The following is an 18,579-nucleotide window of genomic DNA, read 5'->3' on the forward strand; positions in this document are numbered from 1 at the left end:
AAAGGCGAAAGCGATGTTCGACTATATGACGCTTCGCTTCATCTGGTGGGCGATTCTCGGCGTCTTGCTTGTGGGCTTCGCCGTCCTCGACGGCTTCGACATTGGCGTCGCCATGCTGCATCCCTTCGTCGCGCGGAACGATGGGCAGCGGCGCGTGAGCCTGAACACGATCGGTCCTGTCTGGGAGGGCAATCAGGTCTGGTTCATTCTCGGGGGCGGCGCCGCCTTCGCGGCTTGGCCGCCGCTTTATGCGGTGTCCTTCTCCGGCTTCTATCTTGCGATGTTGCTGGTGCTGATCGGTCTCATTCTGCGGCCGGTGGCGATCACCTTCCGCGACAAAAGATCGGAGAGCGGCTGGCGCGAGACCTGGGACTGGGTCTTCTTCGTTTCGGGATTTGTCCCGGCGCTGATTTTCGGCGTCGCCTTCGGCAATCTTCTACAGGGCGTTCCCTTCCATTTCGATCAGGCGCTGCGCGCGACCTATGAGGGCGGCCTCCTCGGCCTGCTTAATCCCTTCGCCTTGCTCTGCGGTCTCGTGAGCGTCGCGATGCTCACGATGCAAGGCGCGGCCTGGCTGGGCGTGAAAAGCGACGGAGAGGTTTCGGTCCGCGCCCGCCGATATGGCGCGCTCGCGGCGATCCTGCTTGTTCTGCTCATTTCCGCCGCGGGACTGTGGACCATGCTCGGCGTCGAAGGATTTCGCATCGTCGGCGTCATCGATCACGCCGGGCCTTCCAATCCGCTGGCGAAGACGGTGACGCGGGAAGCCGGCGCCTGGCTCGACAATTATCGCGCCTATCCCTGGATGATCGCGGCTCCGGCGTTGGCCTACGCAGGCGCGCTCGTTGCGGCGTTGGCCTTCGCATTCTCGGCGGCCAGGATCGCGTTTCTCGCCAGCAGCCTTTCGGTCGCGGGCGTCGCAACCATGGCGGGCTTCAGCATGTTCCCGTTCCTGCTGCCGTCCTCGACCCACCCGAGCCAAAGCCTGACGGTCTGGGACGCGTCGTCGAGCAAAGCGACGCTCTCGCTCATGCTCATCGCGGTGATCGTCTTTCTGCCGATCGTCCTTGCCTACACCAGTTGGGTCTACTACGTGCTGCGCGGCGCAGTGACCGAGGCGGCGATCCGTCGCGGCGATGACTATTATTATTGAGCGGGAGAAAGCGTGAGATGTGGTATTTTTCCTGGATATTGGGGCTTGGGCTCGCCTGCGCCTTCGCCATTCTCAACGCCATGTGGCTCGAGCTCGACGACGACGACAGGCAGAAATAGCCGCCGCGCGCGCTGAGCGAGACTTAGTCGCTGTGCGATTTCGCGCGCCGCGATAGCGTGACACTACGATCGCCGCAGAGAGGGAAGACTGTCATGGTAGCCAATATCGGAAGGACCGATCGGATCATCCGCATCGTCGCCGGACTCCTCTTGCTCAGCCTCGTCTTCATCGGTCCGCAGTCGCTATGGGGACTCCTCGGGCTCATTCCGCTGACGACGGCCTTCGTGAACTTCTGCCCCGCTTACAAGCTTCTGGGCATGGATACGCTCGGCAAGTAACTCGGCAAGTAATTCGAAAAGTAACTCTGTCCGTCTCGCACAGGCCACGGCGCGAAGACGAATGACGGCAATGGCGCCGGCGCTCGCGACGGTAGCCGCAGTCCGACGCTGCGCGGCGAGGCGTTAAACCTCAGATGAATGAAACGGCGATCACCTTTCATGCCCGCGGCATGCATTGCCACGGCTGCGAACATGTCATCGAGGCTGCGGTTAGAAAGCTCGCGGGCGTGCGCAGCGTCTCTGCAAGCTATCCGACCGAGACGGTCGTCGTCGACTATGACGCTGATGCGACCAATTTCAGCGCCATTCGCAACAGCGTCGAGCAGAACGGCTATCGCGTCGTTCTAACGGAAGAGGCGCAGCGCCGGCGTTCGCCTTTCATCAGACTGGCGATCATCGTCGCCGCGCTTGCCGGACTCGCCGGATTGATTCTGTTCGATACGCGCTGGATCAGCGCCGAGGGCGAGCCCGACATCGCCCAGCATATGAGTCTCGGCCTCCTGTTTCTGTTGGGGCTCCTGACAGGCTTCCACTGCGTGGGCATGTGCGGCGCTTTTGTCGTGAGTTATGCGGCGGCCGATGCGCGCGCGGGACGCTCGTCCTTCGTCTCGCATCTCTCCTATGGCGCGGGAAAGACGCTTTCCTACACCACGATCGGCGCCGCCTTCGGCTGGCTCGGCGCCTTCATCGCCTTTACGCCCATGCTGCGCGGCGTCGCCGGTGTCGCGGCGGGCGCGTTCCTCCTCATCTTCGGCCTCAATATGCTGGGGCTCTTCGCGCCGCTGCGCCGCTTCCGGCTCGGACTGCCCGGCCCGCTGCAGAACTGGGTGAACCGCGAGGCGGGCGGCGCGCGCCATCGGCCATTCGTGATCGGCCTTCTCAACGGTCTGATGATCGCCTGCGGACCGTTGCAGGCGATGTATGTGATGGCGGCCGGGACCGGCAGCCCCGTGGAAGGCGCGAAGACGCTCTTCGTCTTCGGCCTTGGAACCTTGCCGGTGATGCTCGCCTTCGGCGCGCTGACGACAGTGCTCTCGGGGGCGGTGACGCATCGCCTGCTGACCGCGTCGGGCGTGATCGTCGTCGCGCTCGGCGCGGTGATGATCAATCGCGGATTGATCCTCACCGGCTCAGGCGCCGATCTCGCGTCGCTGATGACGGGCTGGCGAAGCCCGGCGCCGGTTGAATTCGCTCAGCCACAGCAGGATCCTGCCGCGCCGAAGACTCAAACCATCGAGATGGAGGCCAATGGCCTCGGCTTTACGCCCACCCGCTTCACGCTGCTGCGCGGCGTTCCGGTCAAATGGGTGATCAATGCGACGCAAGTGACGACCTGCAATAATCGTATCCTGGTTCCATCCCTGAAGCTCGAATTCGACGTCAAGCCGGGACGGCAGACGATCGAATTCACGCCGGAAAAGACGGGCCTCATTCCCTGGAGCTGCTGGATGGGCATGTTGCGCGGGGAGTTCGTCGTCGTCGACGCAAAGCCTGCTGCGCCATCTCAGCCATCCGCCCCTGTCGCCTCGGCGGTTCAGGGCGCGCCTCAAGCGACGCAAAGCCCTCCAGCGTCGGCCGCCGCGCAGAAGACCTACACGGTGCGACGCGGCGACACGGTGCGCGCGATCGCCAAGCGAATCTATGGCGACGAAAAACGCTGGCGCGACATCGCCGCCGCCAATCTGGCGCTCAATCACAAAAAGTTACGGCAGGGCCAAATCATCAATCTGCCCGCCGACGCGCAGCCGTGACGATTCGTCCCGCGCGCGGCGGCGCCTGGCGCGCTACGCTCGCCGTTGTCACATAAAGGGGGAGGCCAAAATGGGAAGACTTTTCTTCGCCGCGGCATGCGGGCTCTCGTTGTTCGCCGCCGCCGCCATCGCGGGCGACGACACAGACGATCACAGCGCGCATATGAAGCAGATGAACATGGAGCATATGAAAATGTCGCCGAAGATGAGCGACACGCGCCAGGAGGTCGACCTTCCGGGGCCGATGCGCGCGCATATGCTCGCCAATATGCGCGGACATGCGGAGGCGGTCGCCGAGATCCTGGCGGCCCTGGGCAAGGGCGACGGCGCGGGCGCGGCGAAAATCGCCGACACGCGCCTCGGCATGGCGTCGTCCGGCGCGGCGGCGTGCAAGCCGAACGCCAAGAGCGGCGAACTCGGCGATATGCCCGCGATGATGGCGCATCACATGCCCGACGAAATGCGCGCGCTTGGTCTGACGATGCATGAGCAGGCGAGCAAATTCGCGCAGGAGGCGGCCAAGATCGGGTCTGGCGGCGACATGCGTCCGGCGCTTGCCGAACTGTCGCAAGTCGTGCAAGCCTGCAACGCCTGCCACGCTGCCTATCGCCTCGATTAGGGCGTGGGGCGTTGGGAGCCGACGGTGCGCATCGCGACTTGGAACGTCAATTCCGTCAGGCAGCGTCTTGCGCCGCTTCTCGCCTTTTTGCGCGAAGCCGCGCCGGACGCGCTCTGCCTGCAGGAAACGAAGTGCGAGGATCACGTTTTTCCGCGACTCGAAATCGAGGACGCCGGATATAACGTCGCTGTCCACGGACAGAAGGGATTCAACGGCGTCGCGATCCTCTCAAAATCGCCGCTTCAGGATGTGACTCTTGGTCTGCCGGGCTTCGATGGCGAGGCGCAGTCGCGCTACATTGAAGCGGTCATCGCCGACGGCGCCGGCGGCGTCATGCGCGTCGCCTCGATCTATGCGCCAAACGGCAATCCACCGGATACGCAGAAATATCTCTACAAGCTCGCCTTCATGGAGACGCTGACGCGCCACGCGGAGGCGCTGCTTCGCCTCGAAGAGCCGACGGTGCTTGCCGGCGACTACAATGTCATCCCGGAGCCGCGCGATGTCTATGAGGCGTCCGCGTGGCTCGGCGACGCATTATTCCTGCCGCAGACCCGCGCCGCCTATCAGCGCCTGATCAATCTCGGCTATGCCGACGCTTTGCGAGCGACGTCGGACGAAGGCGGGCTCTACACGTTCTGGGATTATCAGGCCGGCGCTTGGCAGAAGAACAAGGGGCTTCGCATCGACCATCTTCTGCTCTCCCCGCAAGCTTCTGATCGGCTGGCGGGGGTGGAGATCGTCAAATCGATGCGGGCCGGCGACAAACCTTCCGATCACGTCGCGATCTACGCCGATTTCGCTGCGTGATCGAGTAGACCGAGCGCGCCGCCGCTGCGCCAGAGGACATAAAGCGCCACCGCGAAGATGACCGTCGCGAAGACGGCGCTCAGCGCCCCGCGCATCTTTGACAGATGTCGCGCCGCCGCGGCGCCGATCAGTCCGCCAAACGCGCCGCCGAGCACGAGCGTCCCGGCAAGCTCCCAGTCGACGAGGCCTGAAGAGGCGTAGTTCGCTGCAGTCGTCACCGCGAAGGCGGCGACCGCGACGAGCGACGAACCAATGGCGTTCAAGATCGGCATGTCGGACGCAAACATCAGCCCCGGCACGATCAGGAAGCCGCCGCCGATTCCGAAGAAACCCGAAAGCGCGCCGGCCGTGGCGCCAGCGCCGACGAGCCGGGGGAAATTCTCGCGGTTGAGCCTGACCGCTGGATAGCCCAGCGTGCCCCGGCGCCGCAGCATCAGATAGGATACGACGACCATCAGCAGCGCGAACAGCGCGAGCAGCTTCTCGCCGTCGACAATCTTGCCGAGCGTCGATCCGCCGAATGCGCCAGCAACCCCGAAAACTGCGAAGACAGAGGCGCAGCGCCATTTGATGGTCCGTGCACGCGCATGATTGGCGAGACTCATCAGGGCGTTGACGGCGACGGCCGCGGCGCTTGAGCCGATCGCGATATGGGGATTGGGCACGCCGACAAGATAGACGAGAAGCGGCACGGCCAGCACCGAGCCGCCCCCGCCGACGAGCGCCAGCGTAAAGCCGACGAGTCCGCCGGAAATCAGACCCAGCGCCACATCGAGAGGGAGATCCGGCAACATGTCGCTCCTCTTGGGCTCTATAATATTAGCACTTGCTTATTTAGCTATAGCGCATATATCTGACGGCGCAAGCAGGAAAGGCGAAAGCGCCAACGAAGAGAAATGCTTGAGCGCTACAATGAAGGAGAGATCGATGCCGCAGGCGCCGTCCGTGAGGGCCTTCTTTGACGAACCCACCAACACGATCACCTATATCGTCAGCGACCCCGCCACGAAGCGCGCGGCGATCGTCGATCCCGTGCTCGATTATGATCCGGCGAGCGGCGTCGCCGATTCGCATTCAATCGACGCCATCCTCGCCGAGGCGGCGCGGGAAGGATTAAGAATCGATTGGGTGCTCGAAACTCATGCGCACGCCGACCATCTCTCCGCCGCCCAAATCGTCAAAACGGCGACGGGCGCGAAGATCGGCATCGGCGAACACATCGACAAGGTCCAGAAGATTTTCAAGCCGGTGTTCGGGGCTGAGGACGTAACCGCTGACGGCGGCTGCTTCGACCATCTCTTCAAGGACGGCGAGCGATTCAAGATCGGCGAGCTCGAAGGCGAAACGATCTACACGCCCGGCCACACGCCAGCCGATGTCGCCTATAAGATCGGCGATGCGGTGTTTGTCGGCGACACGCTGTTCATGCCCGACTATGGGACGGCGCGCGCGGATTTCCCCGGCGGCGACGCGCATGCGCTTTACCAATCGATCCGCCGCATTCTTTCGCTGCCCCCGCAGACGCGGCTCTTCATGTGTCATGATTACAAGGCGCCGGGACGCGACGTCTACGCTTGGGAGACGACCGTCGCTGAGCAGCGCGCCAAGAACGTGCAGATCAAGGACGGCGTCAGCGAGGAAGACTTCGTGGCCCGGCGACAGAAGCGCGATCAGGAGCTTGCCGCGCCGCGGCTGCTGCTCCCCTCAATTCAGGTGAACATTCGCGCCGGCAAGTTTCCGCCGCCGCGCGGAGATGGCGCGCGCTTCTTGAGCATTCCGGTGAAGTTCAAGGGCGCTGCGGCCCAAGCCGGTTGAAATCTGAACGTCAGTTGCGTTCGCGCAGATAGCCTTCGAGCATGGTGACGGCCGCGCTACGGTCGGCGTCGCTGGCGGAATTCAGCGCTTCGGCGTGCAAATCCGCGATCCATTGGTCGCGGGTCGCGCCGCCCGCAGCGTCGCGCGCCAGCGTCAGATACATGAGTCCGCGCGCGCGTTCCGGCTCGCCGCTCGCCTCGCCAGTGAACATCATCCGGCCGAGCATCGCCTGCGCCTGCGGGTGGCCCTTGCGCGCCGCAAGCTCCAGCCAATTCACGCCCTGGCGGACGTTCTTCTTCACGCCGGCCCCTTCCAGATACATTCGCGCCAGATTGTATTGCGCGTCGGCGTTGCGGAAATAGGTCGCGGCGTAACGGAACAGATCGAATGCGCGATCGAGATCGGGCTTGATCTTTGCGCTTGGGACGCCGTCACGCAGATAGACGCCCACGGCGACGAAGGCGCTCGCCGCCATCGACCGCTCGCGCGGATCCGGCTCGTCGTCGGCGTAGTGATCGACGATTTGCGCGAAATATTCATAAGCCTTGGCGTCGTCGCGAACGACGCCATCGCCTTCGGCGTACATCCGGCCGAGCTTCCATTTCGCCAGCGGCTCGCCGCCTTCCGCGGCATAGCGTAGCGCCGTGACGGAGGTCTCGGCGTCGCCGGCATGGTAGCTTTCGACTCCGGCGCGCAGCGCCTCGCGCGGATCCTTGAACATCGGCAGAGGTTGCGCCTCGGCCCTGGCGGCGGTGCGAGGCGCGTCAAGCGCCGGCGCCGGCGCGACAAAAGCCGTCACCAGCATGCCTAGGCTCGTCGCGAAAAGGCAGATCGGCAACGCCGTGCGCCTCTTGCGCCTGAAGGCTGAAATCACGCCCGTATGAACGCTTCCGACCATAATGTTCCGACTTCCTTCAACCCTGAAGACGCCCGACGTCTTTTGAGGCCCATACGCCAGCCGTCACCGCTGATCAGCGAGAGGGAAAGAAGGAACCTGCGGCCGAAAGCGAAATCTTTCGGCGCCTGTCTCCGCATCTCGAATGAGCTTGTGACCCGATCACCTTAGCTCAGCTTTTGTGTCTGAAAAGGGGCTGCCGCAGCGACAATCGTGGGCAAGATGCTAATCCGCCGTACTGTTGCAATCAGAACACATGTCTGTTGCAAAAATGCAGCAGCGCCTCGCGGACACGCGTCGTCCTGACGCAAGCTTGCAGGCGAGGCGCCGATACACAGCGAGCCGCGCTTGTGCTTTCATGCAAAGCGAATCGACGGCTCCCGCTTAAGGAAAACCACATGCAGCTTCGACGCCTTACGCTCGCTATGGCCCTCGTCGGCGGGAGCGCCGCTTTCGCAACTTCGGCGCTTGCCGCGGGCGACGCCCAGCGCGGCGCGATCGTCGCGAAGCGATGGTGCGCGTCCTGCCATGTGGTGACGTCGGATCAGACCAGCGCCTCCGCCGACGCGCCGTCCTTCTTCGATATCGCCCAGCGCCGAACCGACAGGAAGAAGCTTGGCCATTTCCTGATGGATCCGCATCCGCCGATGCCCGACATGCATCTGTCGCGCAAGGAGATCGAGGATATCGTCTCCTATATCCGCAGCCTCGACCCGCGCCCGCAGCCCGCGCCCGAACCTGACGGTAAGGACAAGGAGCTTCCCAAGAACGGGTAAGGGGCGGCCTCGCTTTACGCCGCGCGGCGTCCGCGCTAGAGCGAACAATGGCCTACATCGTCAAGGAAGCCTTCAAAACCCTGCAAGGCGAAGGCGTTAACGCGGGCCGCGCTGCGGTTTTTTGCCGCTTCGCCGGCTGCAATCTGTGGAGCGGGCGCGAGGAGGATCGCGCCGCCGCGCAGTGCCAGTTCTGCGACACGGACTTCGTCGGCTTCGAGGGCGAGGGCGGAGGAAAGTTCGCCGACGCCGCCGCGCTTGCCGGCCATTTGGCGACGCTGTGGGGCGAGGGCCGCGAGCGACGCTTCACGGTGCTGACCGGCGGCGAGCCGATGCTGCAGATCGATGAGGCCTTGGTCGCGGCGCTGCACGGGCAAGGCTTCGAGATCGCCATCGAGACGAACGGCACGCTGCCCGTCATCTTCGGGATCGACTGGATCTGCGTGTCGCCCAAGGGCGGCGCGCCGCTGACCCAGACGAGCGGCGCGGAATTGAAGCTGGTCTTCCCCCAGCAGGGGGTCGATCCGACCGCCTATGAGCGGCTCGACTTCAGGCATTTTCTGCTGCAGCCCATGGACGGGCCGGATGTTTCGCGCAATACGGAGGCCGCGGTCAGCTACTGCCTGGCGCATCCGCGCTGGCGTCTGTCTTTGCAAACCCACAAGGCGATCGGGGTGAAGTGACGGTGTCGAGTTTCGAGGTCTTTCGGGAGTTTTACTTTGAGGCGGCGCACGCGCTCTATGATCCGGAGGCGCCAGAGGGCGGCAAATACCGCAATCTGCATGGCCACTCCTTCCGCGTGCGCGTGACCCTGCGCGGCTCGCCCACCCTCGAAGAGCAATGGGTGATGGACCTCGGCAAGCTTGGCCTTAGGCTCGCGGAGCTGCGCGAACGCCTCGATCACTCGTTTCTCAACGACCTCGAAGGCCTCGGGAAGCCGACGCTCGAAAATCTCTGCGCCTACATCTGGCGTGACCTCGCGCCGACGCTGCCGGGTCTTGCCGAAGTTGGCGTCTTTCGCGACAGCTGTTTCGAGGGCTGCGTCTACCGCGGCGACTAGAACAGGTTCCGAAAAAGTTGACAGACTTTTTCGATAAGAACCTGCTCCAATACTTTGATCTTGAGCGGTTCCTTATCGATCAAATGATTTCATGTGATCGGGAAGCGCTCTAAGGGCCAATCTCCCGCGCGTTGGCGGGGTTGCGGCCGAACTGCGTCGCATCGCCGCTATTGCGCAAGAGCGGCCCGGTCTCTACGGTTGAGCGCTCATTTTGTGCAAAACGCCCACCAGAGCGGCGACGTCAACAGTCCGCAATCAATAAAGAGTGGGGAGCGAGGGAACCCTGAGGACATGGCGAACAACAAAGTCATTACCGCCGACGAGGCGATTGCGCTCATTCGCGACAATGACGTCGTAACCACCACCGGCTTCGTCCAGAGCTGCATTCCCGAGGCCTTGCACGCCGCTCTGGAAAAGCGCTTCGTCGAGAGCCAGCATCCGCGCGACCTCACGCTGATCATGACCGCGGGCGCCGGCGACTCCAAGGGCCTGGGCACAGGGCGCTTTCATCACGAAGGATTGCTGCGCCGGGTCATCGCCGCCAATTTCGGCCGCATGCCGAAGGTCGCCCAGGCGGCGCAGGAGAATAAGATCTGCGGCTACAATCTCCCGCAGGGCGTCATCTCGCAGCTTTACCGCGCCTGCGCCTCCGGCCAGCCGGGCCTCTTCTCCAAAGTCGGACTCTACACCTATGTCGACCCGCGCTTTGGCGGCGGCAAGGTGAATGACCGCACCAAGGAGGACATGGTCAAATACCATAACATCATGGGCGAGGAGTGGCTCTTCTACATCGCCACCAAGATCGACGTCGCCTTCATCCGCGGCACTTCGGCTGACCCGTCAGGCAATATCTCGATGGAGCGCGAGGCGCTCGTTCTCGACAATCTCGCGCAGGCCATGGCCGCCCATAACAATGGCGGGCTCGTCATCGCGCAGGTCGAGCGCATCGTCGAACAGGGCTCGATCAAGCCGAAAGACGTGCATATCCCGGGCATTCTCGTTTCGGCCGTGGTCGTCGCCGATCCGCCGGAAATGCACCGCATGAACTATGGCGTGATCCACAATCCGGCGCTTTCCGGCGAAGTCCGCGTGCCGGTCGAGAAGTTCGCCAAGATGCCGCTCGACGAACGCAAGGTCATCGCGCGCCGCGCCAGTTTCGAGTTGCCGCCGAACGGCGTCGTCAATCTGGGCGTCGGCGCGCCGGAAGGCATCGCCGCCGTCGCCAACGAAGAAAAGATGACGCCCTACATCACGCTGACGACGGAAGCCGGCGCGATCGGCGGGGTGCTCGCTTCAGGTTCGAGCTTTGGCGCCGCGACCAACGCCGACGCGATCATCCAGCAGAATCAGCAGTTCGATTTTTATGACGGCGGCGGTCTCGACATGACCTGTCTCGGCATGGCCGAGTGCGACCTGCAGGGCAACGTCAACACGTCGAAGTTCGGCGGCCGCCTCAACGGCTGCGGCGGCTTCATCAACATCAGCCAGAACGCGCGCCTCGTCGTCTACGCCGGCACCTTCACCAATGGCGGACTGCGCGTCGAAATCGCCGACGGCAAGGTGAACATTCTGCAGGAAGGCAGGAACAAGAAGTTCCTCAACGCCGTCGAGCAGATCACCTTCTCCGGCAAATTCGCGCAAAAGCGCAAGCAGCCGGTCTATTACGTGACCGAGCGCTGCGTGTTCAAACTCGTCGACAAGGGGCTTGAGCTGATCGAGGTCGCGCCGGGGATCGATATCGACAAGGACATCCTGGCGCATATGGACTTCAAGCCCATCATCGAACACGCTGAAGTGATGGATAAGCGCATCTTCATCGATGAGCCGATGGGGCTGCTCGCCGACCTGATCAATCTCAACATGTCCGATCGCGTCACTTACGACGCGGACCGCAACATCCTTTTCGTCAATCTCGAAGGCTGGCACGCGCGAACCAAGAAGGACATCGACGATCTGCGCAAGACGCTGATCGAGGCGTCGGACAAGGTCGGCAAGCGCGTCAACTCGGTCGTCAATCACGACGGCTGGAAGATCAACGAGGCGCTCTACGACGACTACGCCGAAATGATCGACTATATGAGCCAGCGCTATTATCTGACGACGACCCGCTATGCGACGAGCGCCTTCGCGCGGCTCAAAATGAAAGAGGCGCTCTCCAAACGCGGTCTGCAGCCGCATGTCTTCGAGCGGCGTGAGGCGGCGGAGACATTTCTGGAGGTCGTCAGCAAGGAAGAAGAGAAGGCGCCGGCGTAAAGCCGGCGCCCAGAAGCGCGGGTCGTGGAGCTGGCGTTCGCCCCGGCTCCCCCAAGGGCTACGCGATTTAGGGCCAGCACGTCGGAATGTCGGCGATCGGTTCGCCAGCGACGGCGAGACGTAATCCTCTGACCGCGCGGATAGTCTTCCAGATAAAAAGCAGCGGCAGGGTAAAAAGCGCGATGAACAAAGCGCCGACCCCAAAGCCTGCCGCCTCGATGTTGGGGACGATCAGCAGCGAGAGCGCCAGGCAGATCGAGACCACGCCGCCGGCAAACATAATCCAGAATGTTTGAAGGACCGAGTTTGCGTGCGACTCGAAGGGCGTTCCTGCAAGCTCGCAGCGCTTAACATAGGCGATGATCCCACCCATGACTTCGGCAACTAAGACGGCGAAGACGGGAAGGAAGAGAGTGTAATCGGACGGCGGATTCTCCGAGGCGTCCCACGAACCTAGGCTCAGGCCCAAGAGCCAGACGCCGACGAATAAAAGCGACAGGAAAACTGCAACGGGGCCAAGAAGCATCAGTCCCCAGAGAACAATCGTCCACCTCTTGGCGCTGGCTCCGCTTCCCTGTGCCTCATACGTCATTACGCATTTCCAGAATGTCTGCTTTTGTTCGACGCTCTACTTCCTCACCTTAGGCGGCGTCTTTGCGCGCGTTCATGCGCCGCCGCACAAGTCGTCGAGCATGGTCCTCGAGGCTGCGAGCGCTTTCTTTCGCGATGAAGGCGGCGGGCGCTTGGGCCCCTTTGCCGAGTTGGCGGCTACGCCCGCAGCAGTTCATGACGGCTAAAACAAAACAGGCCCCGTGGCGTAGAGCTCACGGGGCCATTTGCTTCTCTCGGAAGCTAGTCTGGATTGTCCAGTCTGTGAACGGGCGCCCGATGCTTGGCCTTTGCCTTCGGCCGCCCGGAAAGTCGTCGATTGTCTTGGAGGATGGACGGATCAGGCAGCTGCTCCTGACCGCCCAGTGACCGGAACCAAACGCCGGTCAAATGGTCTGACCCGGTGGCGTCATGCTCCTCTCGCAACATTGTTGCTCGGTTCGGCTCATCAACAGGGGGTGTCTGAGCCTATCCTGGATCGCATTCGCATCGAGGTCCCGCCCGAGCGAACCTGCCGACCATGCTGTCGGATCGACAGGTGCGATGTAACGAAAAGATGAACCCGGTTCGGGATTCGGTCAAGAGCATTCCGCCGTCAAAAAACGGCGACCATGGTTGCACCCAGTCAATTTGACGTATATAGATATCTTTATGTCTAACGGAGCGCTCATGAAGTCCGTCGCCAAATTGGCCCTCGACCCGACGCTGGCGGCGCTGAACGCCGCCGGAGAGGAGACGCGCCTGCGTCTTCTGGCGTTGCTCGCCCAGTCGGAACTGACAGTCAGCGAGGTCGTGGCGATCCTGGGCCAGTCTCAGCCGCGCGTCTCGCGCCATCTGAAGCTCCTTGTCGAGGCGGGCCTCATCGAACGCCGCCGCGAAGGAGCCTGGGCGTTCTTCCGGCTGTCGCCGGCGGGGCCGGCCGGCGCCCTCGCGCGCGCCATCGTCGGCTGGCTCGAGGCTGACGACGCCCTTCTCGCCGGCGATCGCGCGAGACTCGCCCAGGTGCGTCACGCGCGCGCCGAGAACGCCGCCCGCTATTTCGCCGCGCATGCCGAGGAGTGGGATCGCATTCGCGCGCTGCACGTTTCCGAGGAGCGCGTCGAAGAGGCGATGCGCCAGGTCGTCGGCGACAGACCGGTGCGCAACCTGCTCGATCTTGGGGCCGGCGCCGGCCGGATGCTGGAGCTGTTCGCGCCCCAGGCGGAACGCGCCGTCGGCGTCGATCTTTCTTCCGCCATGCTCGGCGTCGCGCGCGGCCGTCTCGAAGAGACCGGCTTCGACAATGTGCAGCTGCGACAGGGCGACATCTATGCGCTGCCGATCGAGCGCAATTCTATCGACCTCGCGATCATGCATCAGGTTCTGCATTTTCTCGACGATCCGGGCCGCGCCTTGCGCGAGGCGGCGCGGGTGCTCGCCCCCGGCGGCCGTCTGCTCGTCGTCGACTTTGCGCCGCATCAGGAAGAGGCGCTGCGCGACAAGCACGCACACCGCCGTCTTGGCTTTTCCGACGCCGAAATCACCGGGCTGCTGGCGCAGGCGGGGCTTGACGTCGTTCAGCGCCGCGAATTGGCGCCCGACGCGAACGAGGGGGCTAAGCTCACCGTGTCCTTGTGGCTGGCGCGCGATCCGCGCGTCATCGCCGATCCCATTCCCACTGCATCTTATGAGACAGCCTGATGTTTAACGCTCTTCATCCCACGGCCTCGCCCAACCAATTTGCGATCTCCTATGAATTCTTCCCGCCCAAAACGCCGGAGATGGAGACGCAACTCTGGCAAACCATCAATCGGCTGGCGGCGCTCAAACCGCATTTCGTCTCCGTCACCTATGGCGCCGGCGGCACCACCCGCGAGCGCACCCATTCGATCGTCGCGCGCATCGTGCGCGAGACCGATATGAAGCCGGCCGCGCATCTCACCTGCGTTTCCGCCGCGCGCGAAGACATCGACGCAATCCTGCGCGATTATTGGGACGCGGGCGTTCGCCATATCGTGGCGCTGCGCGGCGATCCGCCGACCGGCGTCGGCTCGAAATTTGAGGCGCATCCGAAGGGCTACGCCCATTCGACCGATCTCGTGAGCGGCATTCGTCGGATTGGCGATTTTGAGATTTCGGTCTCGACTTATCCCGAAGGCCATCCGGAAAGCGCCTCGATCGAACAGGATCTCGACGCGCTTCAGGCGAAGGTCGACGCCGGCGCGACGCGCGCCATTACGCAGTTCTTCTTCGACAATGACGTCTACTTCAAATTTCTCGATAAGGCGCGCGGGCGGGGGATCACGATTCCAATCGTGCCGGGCATCATGCCGATCCGAAATTTCAAACAGGTCGCGGGTTTTGCGCAAAAGGCCGGAGCGAGCGTGCCGCGCTGGCTCGCCGAGCGCTTCGACGGACTGGACGAAGACCCGGAGACGCGCGCGCTCATCGCCGCGACGACCGCCGTGGAGCAGGTGATGAGCCTGGCGCGCGCCGGCGTCAATGAATTCCACTTCTATACAAATAATCGCGCCGACCTCGTCTTCGCCATTTGCCACCTGCTCGGCGTTCGTCCTCTTCGCGAAAAGGCTCTTGCATGACCTTCGAGACATCTCACGGCCCGAATATTTTGAAGGCTCTGGACGAGGCGGCGTCGCGCCGGATCCTCATTCTCGATGGCGCGATGGGCACGATGATCCAGCGCCATAAGTTTGAGGAAGCCGATTTCCGCGGCGCGCGCTTCACAGATCACGCCAAGGATCTGCGCGGCAACAATGATCTGCTGACGCTGACGCAGCCCGACGCGATCAAGGCGATCCATGTCGCCTATCTCGAGGCCGGCGCCGACATCATCGAGACCAACACGTTTTCGTCGACGACCATCGCTCAGGCCGACTACGGGCTTGAGCATCTCGCTTTCGAACTCAATTGCGCGGGCGCCCGGCTGGCGCGCGCTGCGGCCGACGAAGTCGCGACGAAGACCGGCGTGCGCCGTTTCGTCGCCGGTTCGCTTGGCCCGACCAATCGCACCGCGTCGATCTCGCCCGACGTGTCGAACCCGGGCTTTCGCGCCGTCACCTTCGACGAGCTGCGCGCCGCCTATAAGGAAGCGGCGCTCGGCCTCCTTGGAGGCGGCGCCGACATTCTGCTCGTCGAAACCGTCTTCGATACGCTCAACGCCAAGGCGGCGCTCTATGCGCTCGAGGACGCGTTCGATGAGGTCGGAACCCGTTTTCCGATCATGATCTCCGGCACCATCACCGACCTCTCGGGCAGGACGCTGTCAGGTCAGACGGCGGTCGCCTTCTGGAATTCACTCGCCCACGCCAATCCGTTTTCGATCGGCTTCAACTGCGCGCTCGGCGCCCGCGAAATGCGTCAGCATATCGCCGAGATCGGCCGCATCGCCGATACGCGCGTCTGCGCCTTCCCCAACGCCGGCCTCCCCAATGAATTCGGGCTCTATGACGAAAGCCCAGAATATATGGCCGAACTCGTCGGCGAATTCGCGACCGCCGGTCTCGTCAATGTGCTCGGCGGCTGCTGCGGCACGACGCCGGACCATATCGCCGCGATCGCCGGCGCCGTGAAAGGCGTCGCCCCACGCGCGATCCCGACGATCGAGCCGATGCTGCGTCTTTCCGGATTGGAGCCCTTCACGCTGACCAAGGACATTCCCTTCGTCAATGTCGGCGAGCGCACCAATGTCACGGGGTCGGCGAAGTTCCGCAAGCTCATCACCAATGGCGACTATGCCGCGGCGCTCGACGTCGCGCGGGATCAGGTGGCGAACGGCGCGCAGGTCATCGACGTCAATATGGATGAAGGCCTGCTCGATTCCGAACGCGCCATGGTGGAATTCCTCAACCTCGTCGCCGCCGAGCCCGACATCGCCCGCGTGCCGGTGATGGTTGATTCCTCCAAATTCGCGGTGATTGAAGCCGGCTTGAAGTGTCTGCAGGGTAAGGGGGTCGTCAATTCGATCTCGATGAAGGAAGGCGAAGAGAAATTCATCGCCGACGCGCAAAAGGTGCGCCGCTATGGCGCCGCCGTCGTCGTCATGGCCTTTGACGAAAAGGGCCAGGCCGACACATTCGCGCGCAAGACCGAGATTTGCACGCGGGCCTATAAAATCTTGACCGAGATCGTCGGTTTTCCGCCCCAGGACATCATCTTCGATCCCAATATTTTCGCGGTCGCGACCGGCATCGAGGAGCATGAGAATTACGGCGTCGATTTCATCGAAGCCACGCGCGTCATCAAGCGCGATCTGCCGCATGTGCATGTGTCAGGCGGCGTGTCGAACCTGTCCTTCTCGTTCCGCGGCAATGAGCCCGTGCGCGAGGCGATGCATTCGGTGTTCCTCTATCACGCCATTCAGGCGGGGATGGATATGGGCATCGTCAACGCCGGCCAGCTCGCGGTCTATGGCGAGATTGATCCCGAGCTGCGCGAGCTTTGCGAAGACGTGGTCTTGAACCGCCGCAAGGATTCCACCGAGCGCCTCGTCGAACTTGCTGAAAAATTCAAGGGCGCGGCCGGCAAAACCCAGGAAAAGGACGCCGCCTGGCGCGACAACACCGTCGAGAAGCGTCTCGAATATGCGCTGGTCAATGGCGTCACCGATTACGTCGAAGCGGATGTGGAAGAGGCGCGTCAGCGCTCCACGCGCCCGCTTGACGTGATCGAAGGCCCGCTGATGACCGGCATGAATGTCGTCGGCGATCTCTTCGGCTCGGGCAAAATGTTCCTGCCGCAGGTCGTCAAATCGGCGCGCGTGATGAAACAGGCGGTGGCCTATCTCATGCCCTTCATGGAGGCCGACAAGAGCGAACGCTCCACTGCCGGCAAAATCCTGCTGGCGACGGTGAAGGGCGACGTTCACGACATCGGCAAGAATATTGTCGGCGTTGTGCTCGGCTGCAACAATTTCGAGGTGATCGACCTTGGCGTCATGACGCCCTGCGCAAAAATTCTCGAAGTCGCCAAGAAGGAAAAGGTCGATCTCATTGGTCTTTCCGGCCTCATCACGCCGTCGCTCGACGAAATGTGCTTCGTCGCCTCTGAGCTCGAGCGCGAAGGTCTCGACACGCCGCTCCTCATCGGCGGCGCGACGACGAGCCGCGTGCATACGGCGGTGAAGATCAGTCCCAATTATCGACGCGGCCAGGCGGTCTATGTCACCGACGCGAGCCGCGCCGTTGGCGTCGCGCAGGCGCTCGTCTCCGACAAGACGCGCCCCGATTATGTGGCGCAGACCCGCGCCGAATATGAGCGCCTCGCCGAGGCGCATGCCCGCGCGCAGGCTGACAAGCTGCGGGTGCCGCTCACGCAGGCGCGCGCCAACGCTTATAAAATCGACTGGGCCGCCTATGAGCCGCCGAAGCCCTCCTTCAGCGGCGCGCGCGCCTTCGCCACCTACGACGTCGGCGAACTCGTCCCCTACATCGACTGGACGCCGTTCTTCCAGACCTGGGAATTCAAGGGGCGCTATCCGTCGCTGCTCGACGATCCTGAGCGCGGCGAGGCGGCGCGCACGCTGTACGACGACGCCCGCGCCATGCTGAAGCGGATTGTCGAGGAGCGCTGGTTTACGCCGAAAGCCGTTATCGGCTTTTGGCCGGCGAATTCCATCGGCGACGACATCGCGCTCTACAACGGCGAATCGCGCAATGAGCGGATCGCAACGCTGCATACGCTGCGCCAGCAATTGGCCAAGCGCGACGGCAAGGCCAATCTCGCGCTCGCCGACTTCGTCGCGCCCGAGGACAGCGGCACGGCGGATTATGTCGGCGCCTTCGTCGTGACCGCCGGCGCGGAAGAAGAAAAGATCGCCGCGCGGTACGCCCGCGCCAATGACGACTATGGCTCGATCATGGTCAAGGCGCTTGCCGACCGCATCGCGGAAGCTTTCGCCGAGCGCATGCATGAGCGCGTTCGCAAAGAATTTTGGGGCTATGCGCGTGAAGAGAATTTCGCGCCCGAAGCGCTGACGACCGAGCCCTACGCCGGCATTCGTCCGGCGCCCGGCTATCCGGCGCAGCCCGATCACACCGAAAAAGCGACGATCTTCGAGCTGCTCAACGTCGAAAGGCGCACCGGCGTGAAGCTGACCGAAAGTTACGCCATGACCCCGGCCGCTTCGGTCAGCGGGCTTTATCTGGCGCATCCGAGCGCACATTATTTCGGCGTCGCCAAGATCGAGCGCGATCAGGTCGAAGATTACGCCCGTCGCAAGGGCATGGAGGCGCGCGAGGTCGAACGCTGGCTCGCGCCGATCTTGAACTACGCGCCCGTCGCCGCGGAAGCGGCGGAGTAATATCGAATCGATTGGCCTGTCATTCCCGGCGGACCGGAGGTTCGACCGGGAATCCAGAGCCAATTCAAGAATGTTGGTCTTGCTCTGGATCCCGATCGCGCGCGTTGCGCGCGTCGGGAATGACCAGCCGAGTTGATCAACGGAT

At 63.0% G+C, this 18,579-nt stretch carries 17 protein-coding genes; 14 read left to right on the plus strand and 3 right to left on the minus strand.

Translation table 11 applies throughout. The features are described 5' to 3' along the window. Positions 1-13: 13 nt before the first annotated feature. The 6 genes from cydB to xth all read left to right on the plus strand — a co-directional run bounded on the left by cydB (position 14) and on the right by xth (position 4,731). Entirely contained in the window at positions 14-1,153 is a 1,140-nt protein-coding gene (gene cydB, locus IYX23_RS17115; RefSeq protein WP_196394176.1) for a cytochrome d ubiquinol oxidase subunit II, read from the plus strand. Between the two features lie 17 nt (positions 1,154-1,170). Then, positions 1,171-1,272 (plus strand): cytochrome bd-I oxidase subunit CydX, encoded by a 102-nt coding sequence (gene cydX, locus IYX23_RS17120; RefSeq protein ID WP_018406347.1) that lies wholly within the window; start codon positions 1,171-1,173, stop codon positions 1,270-1,272. A gap of 93 nt (positions 1,273-1,365) precedes the next feature. Beyond that, positions 1,366-1,551, plus strand: coding sequence for a DUF2892 domain-containing protein (locus IYX23_RS17125; protein ID WP_196394177.1), 186 nt, complete (start codon positions 1,366-1,368; stop codon positions 1,549-1,551). A gap of 134 nt (positions 1,552-1,685) precedes the next feature. Beyond that, on the plus strand, positions 1,686-3,302 hold the full coding sequence (locus IYX23_RS17130; protein WP_196394178.1) for a sulfite exporter TauE/SafE family protein: 1,617 nt from the start codon (positions 1,686-1,688) through the stop codon (positions 3,300-3,302). Between the two features lie 70 nt (positions 3,303-3,372). Then, on the plus strand, positions 3,373-3,921 hold the full coding sequence (locus IYX23_RS17135) for a cytochrome c (protein WP_196394179.1): 549 nt from the start codon (positions 3,373-3,375) through the stop codon (positions 3,919-3,921). A gap of 24 nt (positions 3,922-3,945) precedes the next feature. Then, positions 3,946-4,731: an exodeoxyribonuclease III gene (xth, locus tag IYX23_RS17140; RefSeq protein ID WP_196394180.1), complete on the plus strand. Its 786-nt coding sequence runs from the start codon at positions 3,946-3,948 to the stop codon at positions 4,729-4,731. On the opposite strand, the gene IYX23_RS17145 is transcribed toward xth, so the two are convergent. Continuing rightward, positions 4,710-5,525 carry a sulfite exporter TauE/SafE family protein gene (locus IYX23_RS17145; protein WP_196394181.1) on the minus strand — a complete coding sequence of 272 codons (816 nt, stop codon included), beginning with the start codon at positions 5,523-5,525 and terminating at the stop codon, positions 4,710-4,712. The genes xth and IYX23_RS17145 overlap by 22 nt on opposite strands. Before the next feature lie 133 nt (positions 5,526-5,658). On the opposite strand from IYX23_RS17145, the gene IYX23_RS17150 reads away from it, so the two are divergent. Next, positions 5,659-6,546 (plus strand): MBL fold metallo-hydrolase, encoded by an 888-nt coding sequence (locus IYX23_RS17150; RefSeq protein ID WP_196394182.1) that lies wholly within the window; start codon positions 5,659-5,661, stop codon positions 6,544-6,546. Positions 6,547-6,556: 10 nt separating this feature from the next. On the opposite strand, the gene IYX23_RS17155 is transcribed toward IYX23_RS17150, so the two are convergent. After that, positions 6,557-7,444, minus strand: a complete 888-nt coding sequence (locus IYX23_RS17155; protein WP_196394183.1) for a tetratricopeptide repeat protein — start codon at positions 7,442-7,444, stop codon at positions 6,557-6,559. Between the two features lie 395 nt (positions 7,445-7,839). Here IYX23_RS17155 and IYX23_RS17160 point away from each other — a divergent pair, with 395 nt between their 5' ends. The 4 genes from IYX23_RS17160 to IYX23_RS17175 all read left to right on the plus strand — a co-directional run bounded on the left by IYX23_RS17160 (position 7,840) and on the right by IYX23_RS17175 (position 11,527). Further along, positions 7,840-8,217, plus strand: coding sequence for a cytochrome c (locus IYX23_RS17160; protein ID WP_196394184.1), 378 nt, complete (start codon positions 7,840-7,842; stop codon positions 8,215-8,217). Positions 8,218-8,264: 47 nt separating this feature from the next. Further along, entirely contained in the window at positions 8,265-8,897 is a 633-nt protein-coding gene (gene queE / locus IYX23_RS17165) for a 7-carboxy-7-deazaguanine synthase (protein ID WP_196394185.1), read from the plus strand. After that, complete coding sequence (locus tag IYX23_RS17170; protein WP_348643681.1) at positions 8,894-9,274, plus strand: 6-carboxytetrahydropterin synthase; 381 nt, start codon at positions 8,894-8,896, stop codon at positions 9,272-9,274. The genes queE and IYX23_RS17170 overlap by 4 nt, the downstream gene beginning before the upstream one ends. 291 nt (positions 9,275-9,565) lie before the next feature. Further along, positions 9,566-11,527: a CoA-transferase gene (locus IYX23_RS17175; RefSeq protein ID WP_196394186.1), complete on the plus strand. Its 1,962-nt coding sequence runs from the start codon at positions 9,566-9,568 to the stop codon at positions 11,525-11,527. Positions 11,528-11,594: 67 nt separating this feature from the next. On the opposite strand, the gene IYX23_RS17180 is transcribed toward IYX23_RS17175, so the two are convergent. Continuing rightward, entirely contained in the window at positions 11,595-12,119 is a 525-nt protein-coding gene (locus IYX23_RS17180) for a hypothetical protein (protein WP_196394187.1), read from the minus strand. Between the two features lie 686 nt (positions 12,120-12,805). Between IYX23_RS17180 and IYX23_RS17185 the strand changes: the two genes are divergently transcribed. The 3 genes from IYX23_RS17185 to metH are packed head-to-tail and all read left to right on the plus strand — an operon-like array spanning position 12,806 to position 18,434. Continuing rightward, the gene (locus IYX23_RS17185) at positions 12,806-13,816 is read left to right on the plus strand and encodes a metalloregulator ArsR/SmtB family transcription factor (protein WP_196394188.1); all 1,011 of its coding nucleotides are present in this window, start codon (positions 12,806-12,808) and stop codon (positions 13,814-13,816) included. Next, a complete protein-coding gene (gene metF / locus IYX23_RS17190; RefSeq protein ID WP_196394189.1) occupies positions 13,816-14,715 on the plus strand; it encodes a methylenetetrahydrofolate reductase [NAD(P)H] in 900 nt (299 codons plus the stop codon). The genes IYX23_RS17185 and metF overlap by 1 nt, the downstream gene beginning before the upstream one ends. Further along, entirely contained in the window at positions 14,712-18,434 is a 3,723-nt protein-coding gene (gene metH / locus IYX23_RS17195; protein ID WP_196394190.1) for a methionine synthase, read from the plus strand. Before metF ends, metH begins: the two co-directional genes overlap by 4 nt. The last annotated feature ends 145 nt before the right edge of the window (positions 18,435-18,579 follow it).

Origin of the sequence: Methylocystis sp. L43 (genome assembly GCF_015709525.1) — a bacterium.
In the GTDB taxonomy this organism is placed as follows: Bacteria; Pseudomonadota; Alphaproteobacteria; order Rhizobiales; family Beijerinckiaceae; genus Methylocystis.

Bases quoted from the DNA above. Each gene is read 5' to 3' on its own strand.
- IYX23_RS17175 (WP_196394186.1), top strand. From the start codon at position 9,566: ATGGCGAACAACAAAGTCATTACCGCCGACGAGGCGATTGCGCTCATT.
- metF (WP_196394189.1), top strand. From the start codon at position 13,816: ATGTTTAACGCTCTTCATCCCACGGCCTCGCCCAACCAATTTGCGATC.
- IYX23_RS17185 (WP_196394188.1), top strand. From the start codon at position 12,806: ATGAAGTCCGTCGCCAAATTGGCCCTCGACCCGACGCTGGCGGCGCTG.
- queE (WP_196394185.1), top strand. From the start codon at position 8,265: ATGGCCTACATCGTCAAGGAAGCCTTCAAAACCCTGCAAGGCGAAGGC.
- IYX23_RS17155 (WP_196394183.1), bottom strand. From the start codon at position 7,444: ATGGTCGGAAGCGTTCATACGGGCGTGATTTCAGCCTTCAGGCGCAAG.
- cydB (WP_196394176.1), top strand. From the start codon at position 14: ATGTTCGACTATATGACGCTTCGCTTCATCTGGTGGGCGATTCTCGGC.
- IYX23_RS17150 (WP_196394182.1), top strand. From the start codon at position 5,659: ATGCCGCAGGCGCCGTCCGTGAGGGCCTTCTTTGACGAACCCACCAAC.
- IYX23_RS17125 (WP_196394177.1), top strand. From the start codon at position 1,366: ATGGTAGCCAATATCGGAAGGACCGATCGGATCATCCGCATCGTCGCC.
- IYX23_RS17180 (WP_196394187.1), bottom strand. From the start codon at position 12,119: ATGACGTATGAGGCACAGGGAAGCGGAGCCAGCGCCAAGAGGTGGACG.
- cydX (WP_018406347.1), top strand. From the start codon at position 1,171: ATGTGGTATTTTTCCTGGATATTGGGGCTTGGGCTCGCCTGCGCCTTC.
- metH (WP_196394190.1), top strand. From the start codon at position 14,712: ATGACCTTCGAGACATCTCACGGCCCGAATATTTTGAAGGCTCTGGAC.
- IYX23_RS17145 (WP_196394181.1), bottom strand. From the start codon at position 5,525: ATGTTGCCGGATCTCCCTCTCGATGTGGCGCTGGGTCTGATTTCCGGC.
- IYX23_RS17160 (WP_196394184.1), top strand. From the start codon at position 7,840: ATGCAGCTTCGACGCCTTACGCTCGCTATGGCCCTCGTCGGCGGGAGC.
- IYX23_RS17135 (WP_196394179.1), top strand. From the start codon at position 3,373: ATGGGAAGACTTTTCTTCGCCGCGGCATGCGGGCTCTCGTTGTTCGCC.
- IYX23_RS17130 (WP_196394178.1), top strand. From the start codon at position 1,686: ATGAATGAAACGGCGATCACCTTTCATGCCCGCGGCATGCATTGCCAC.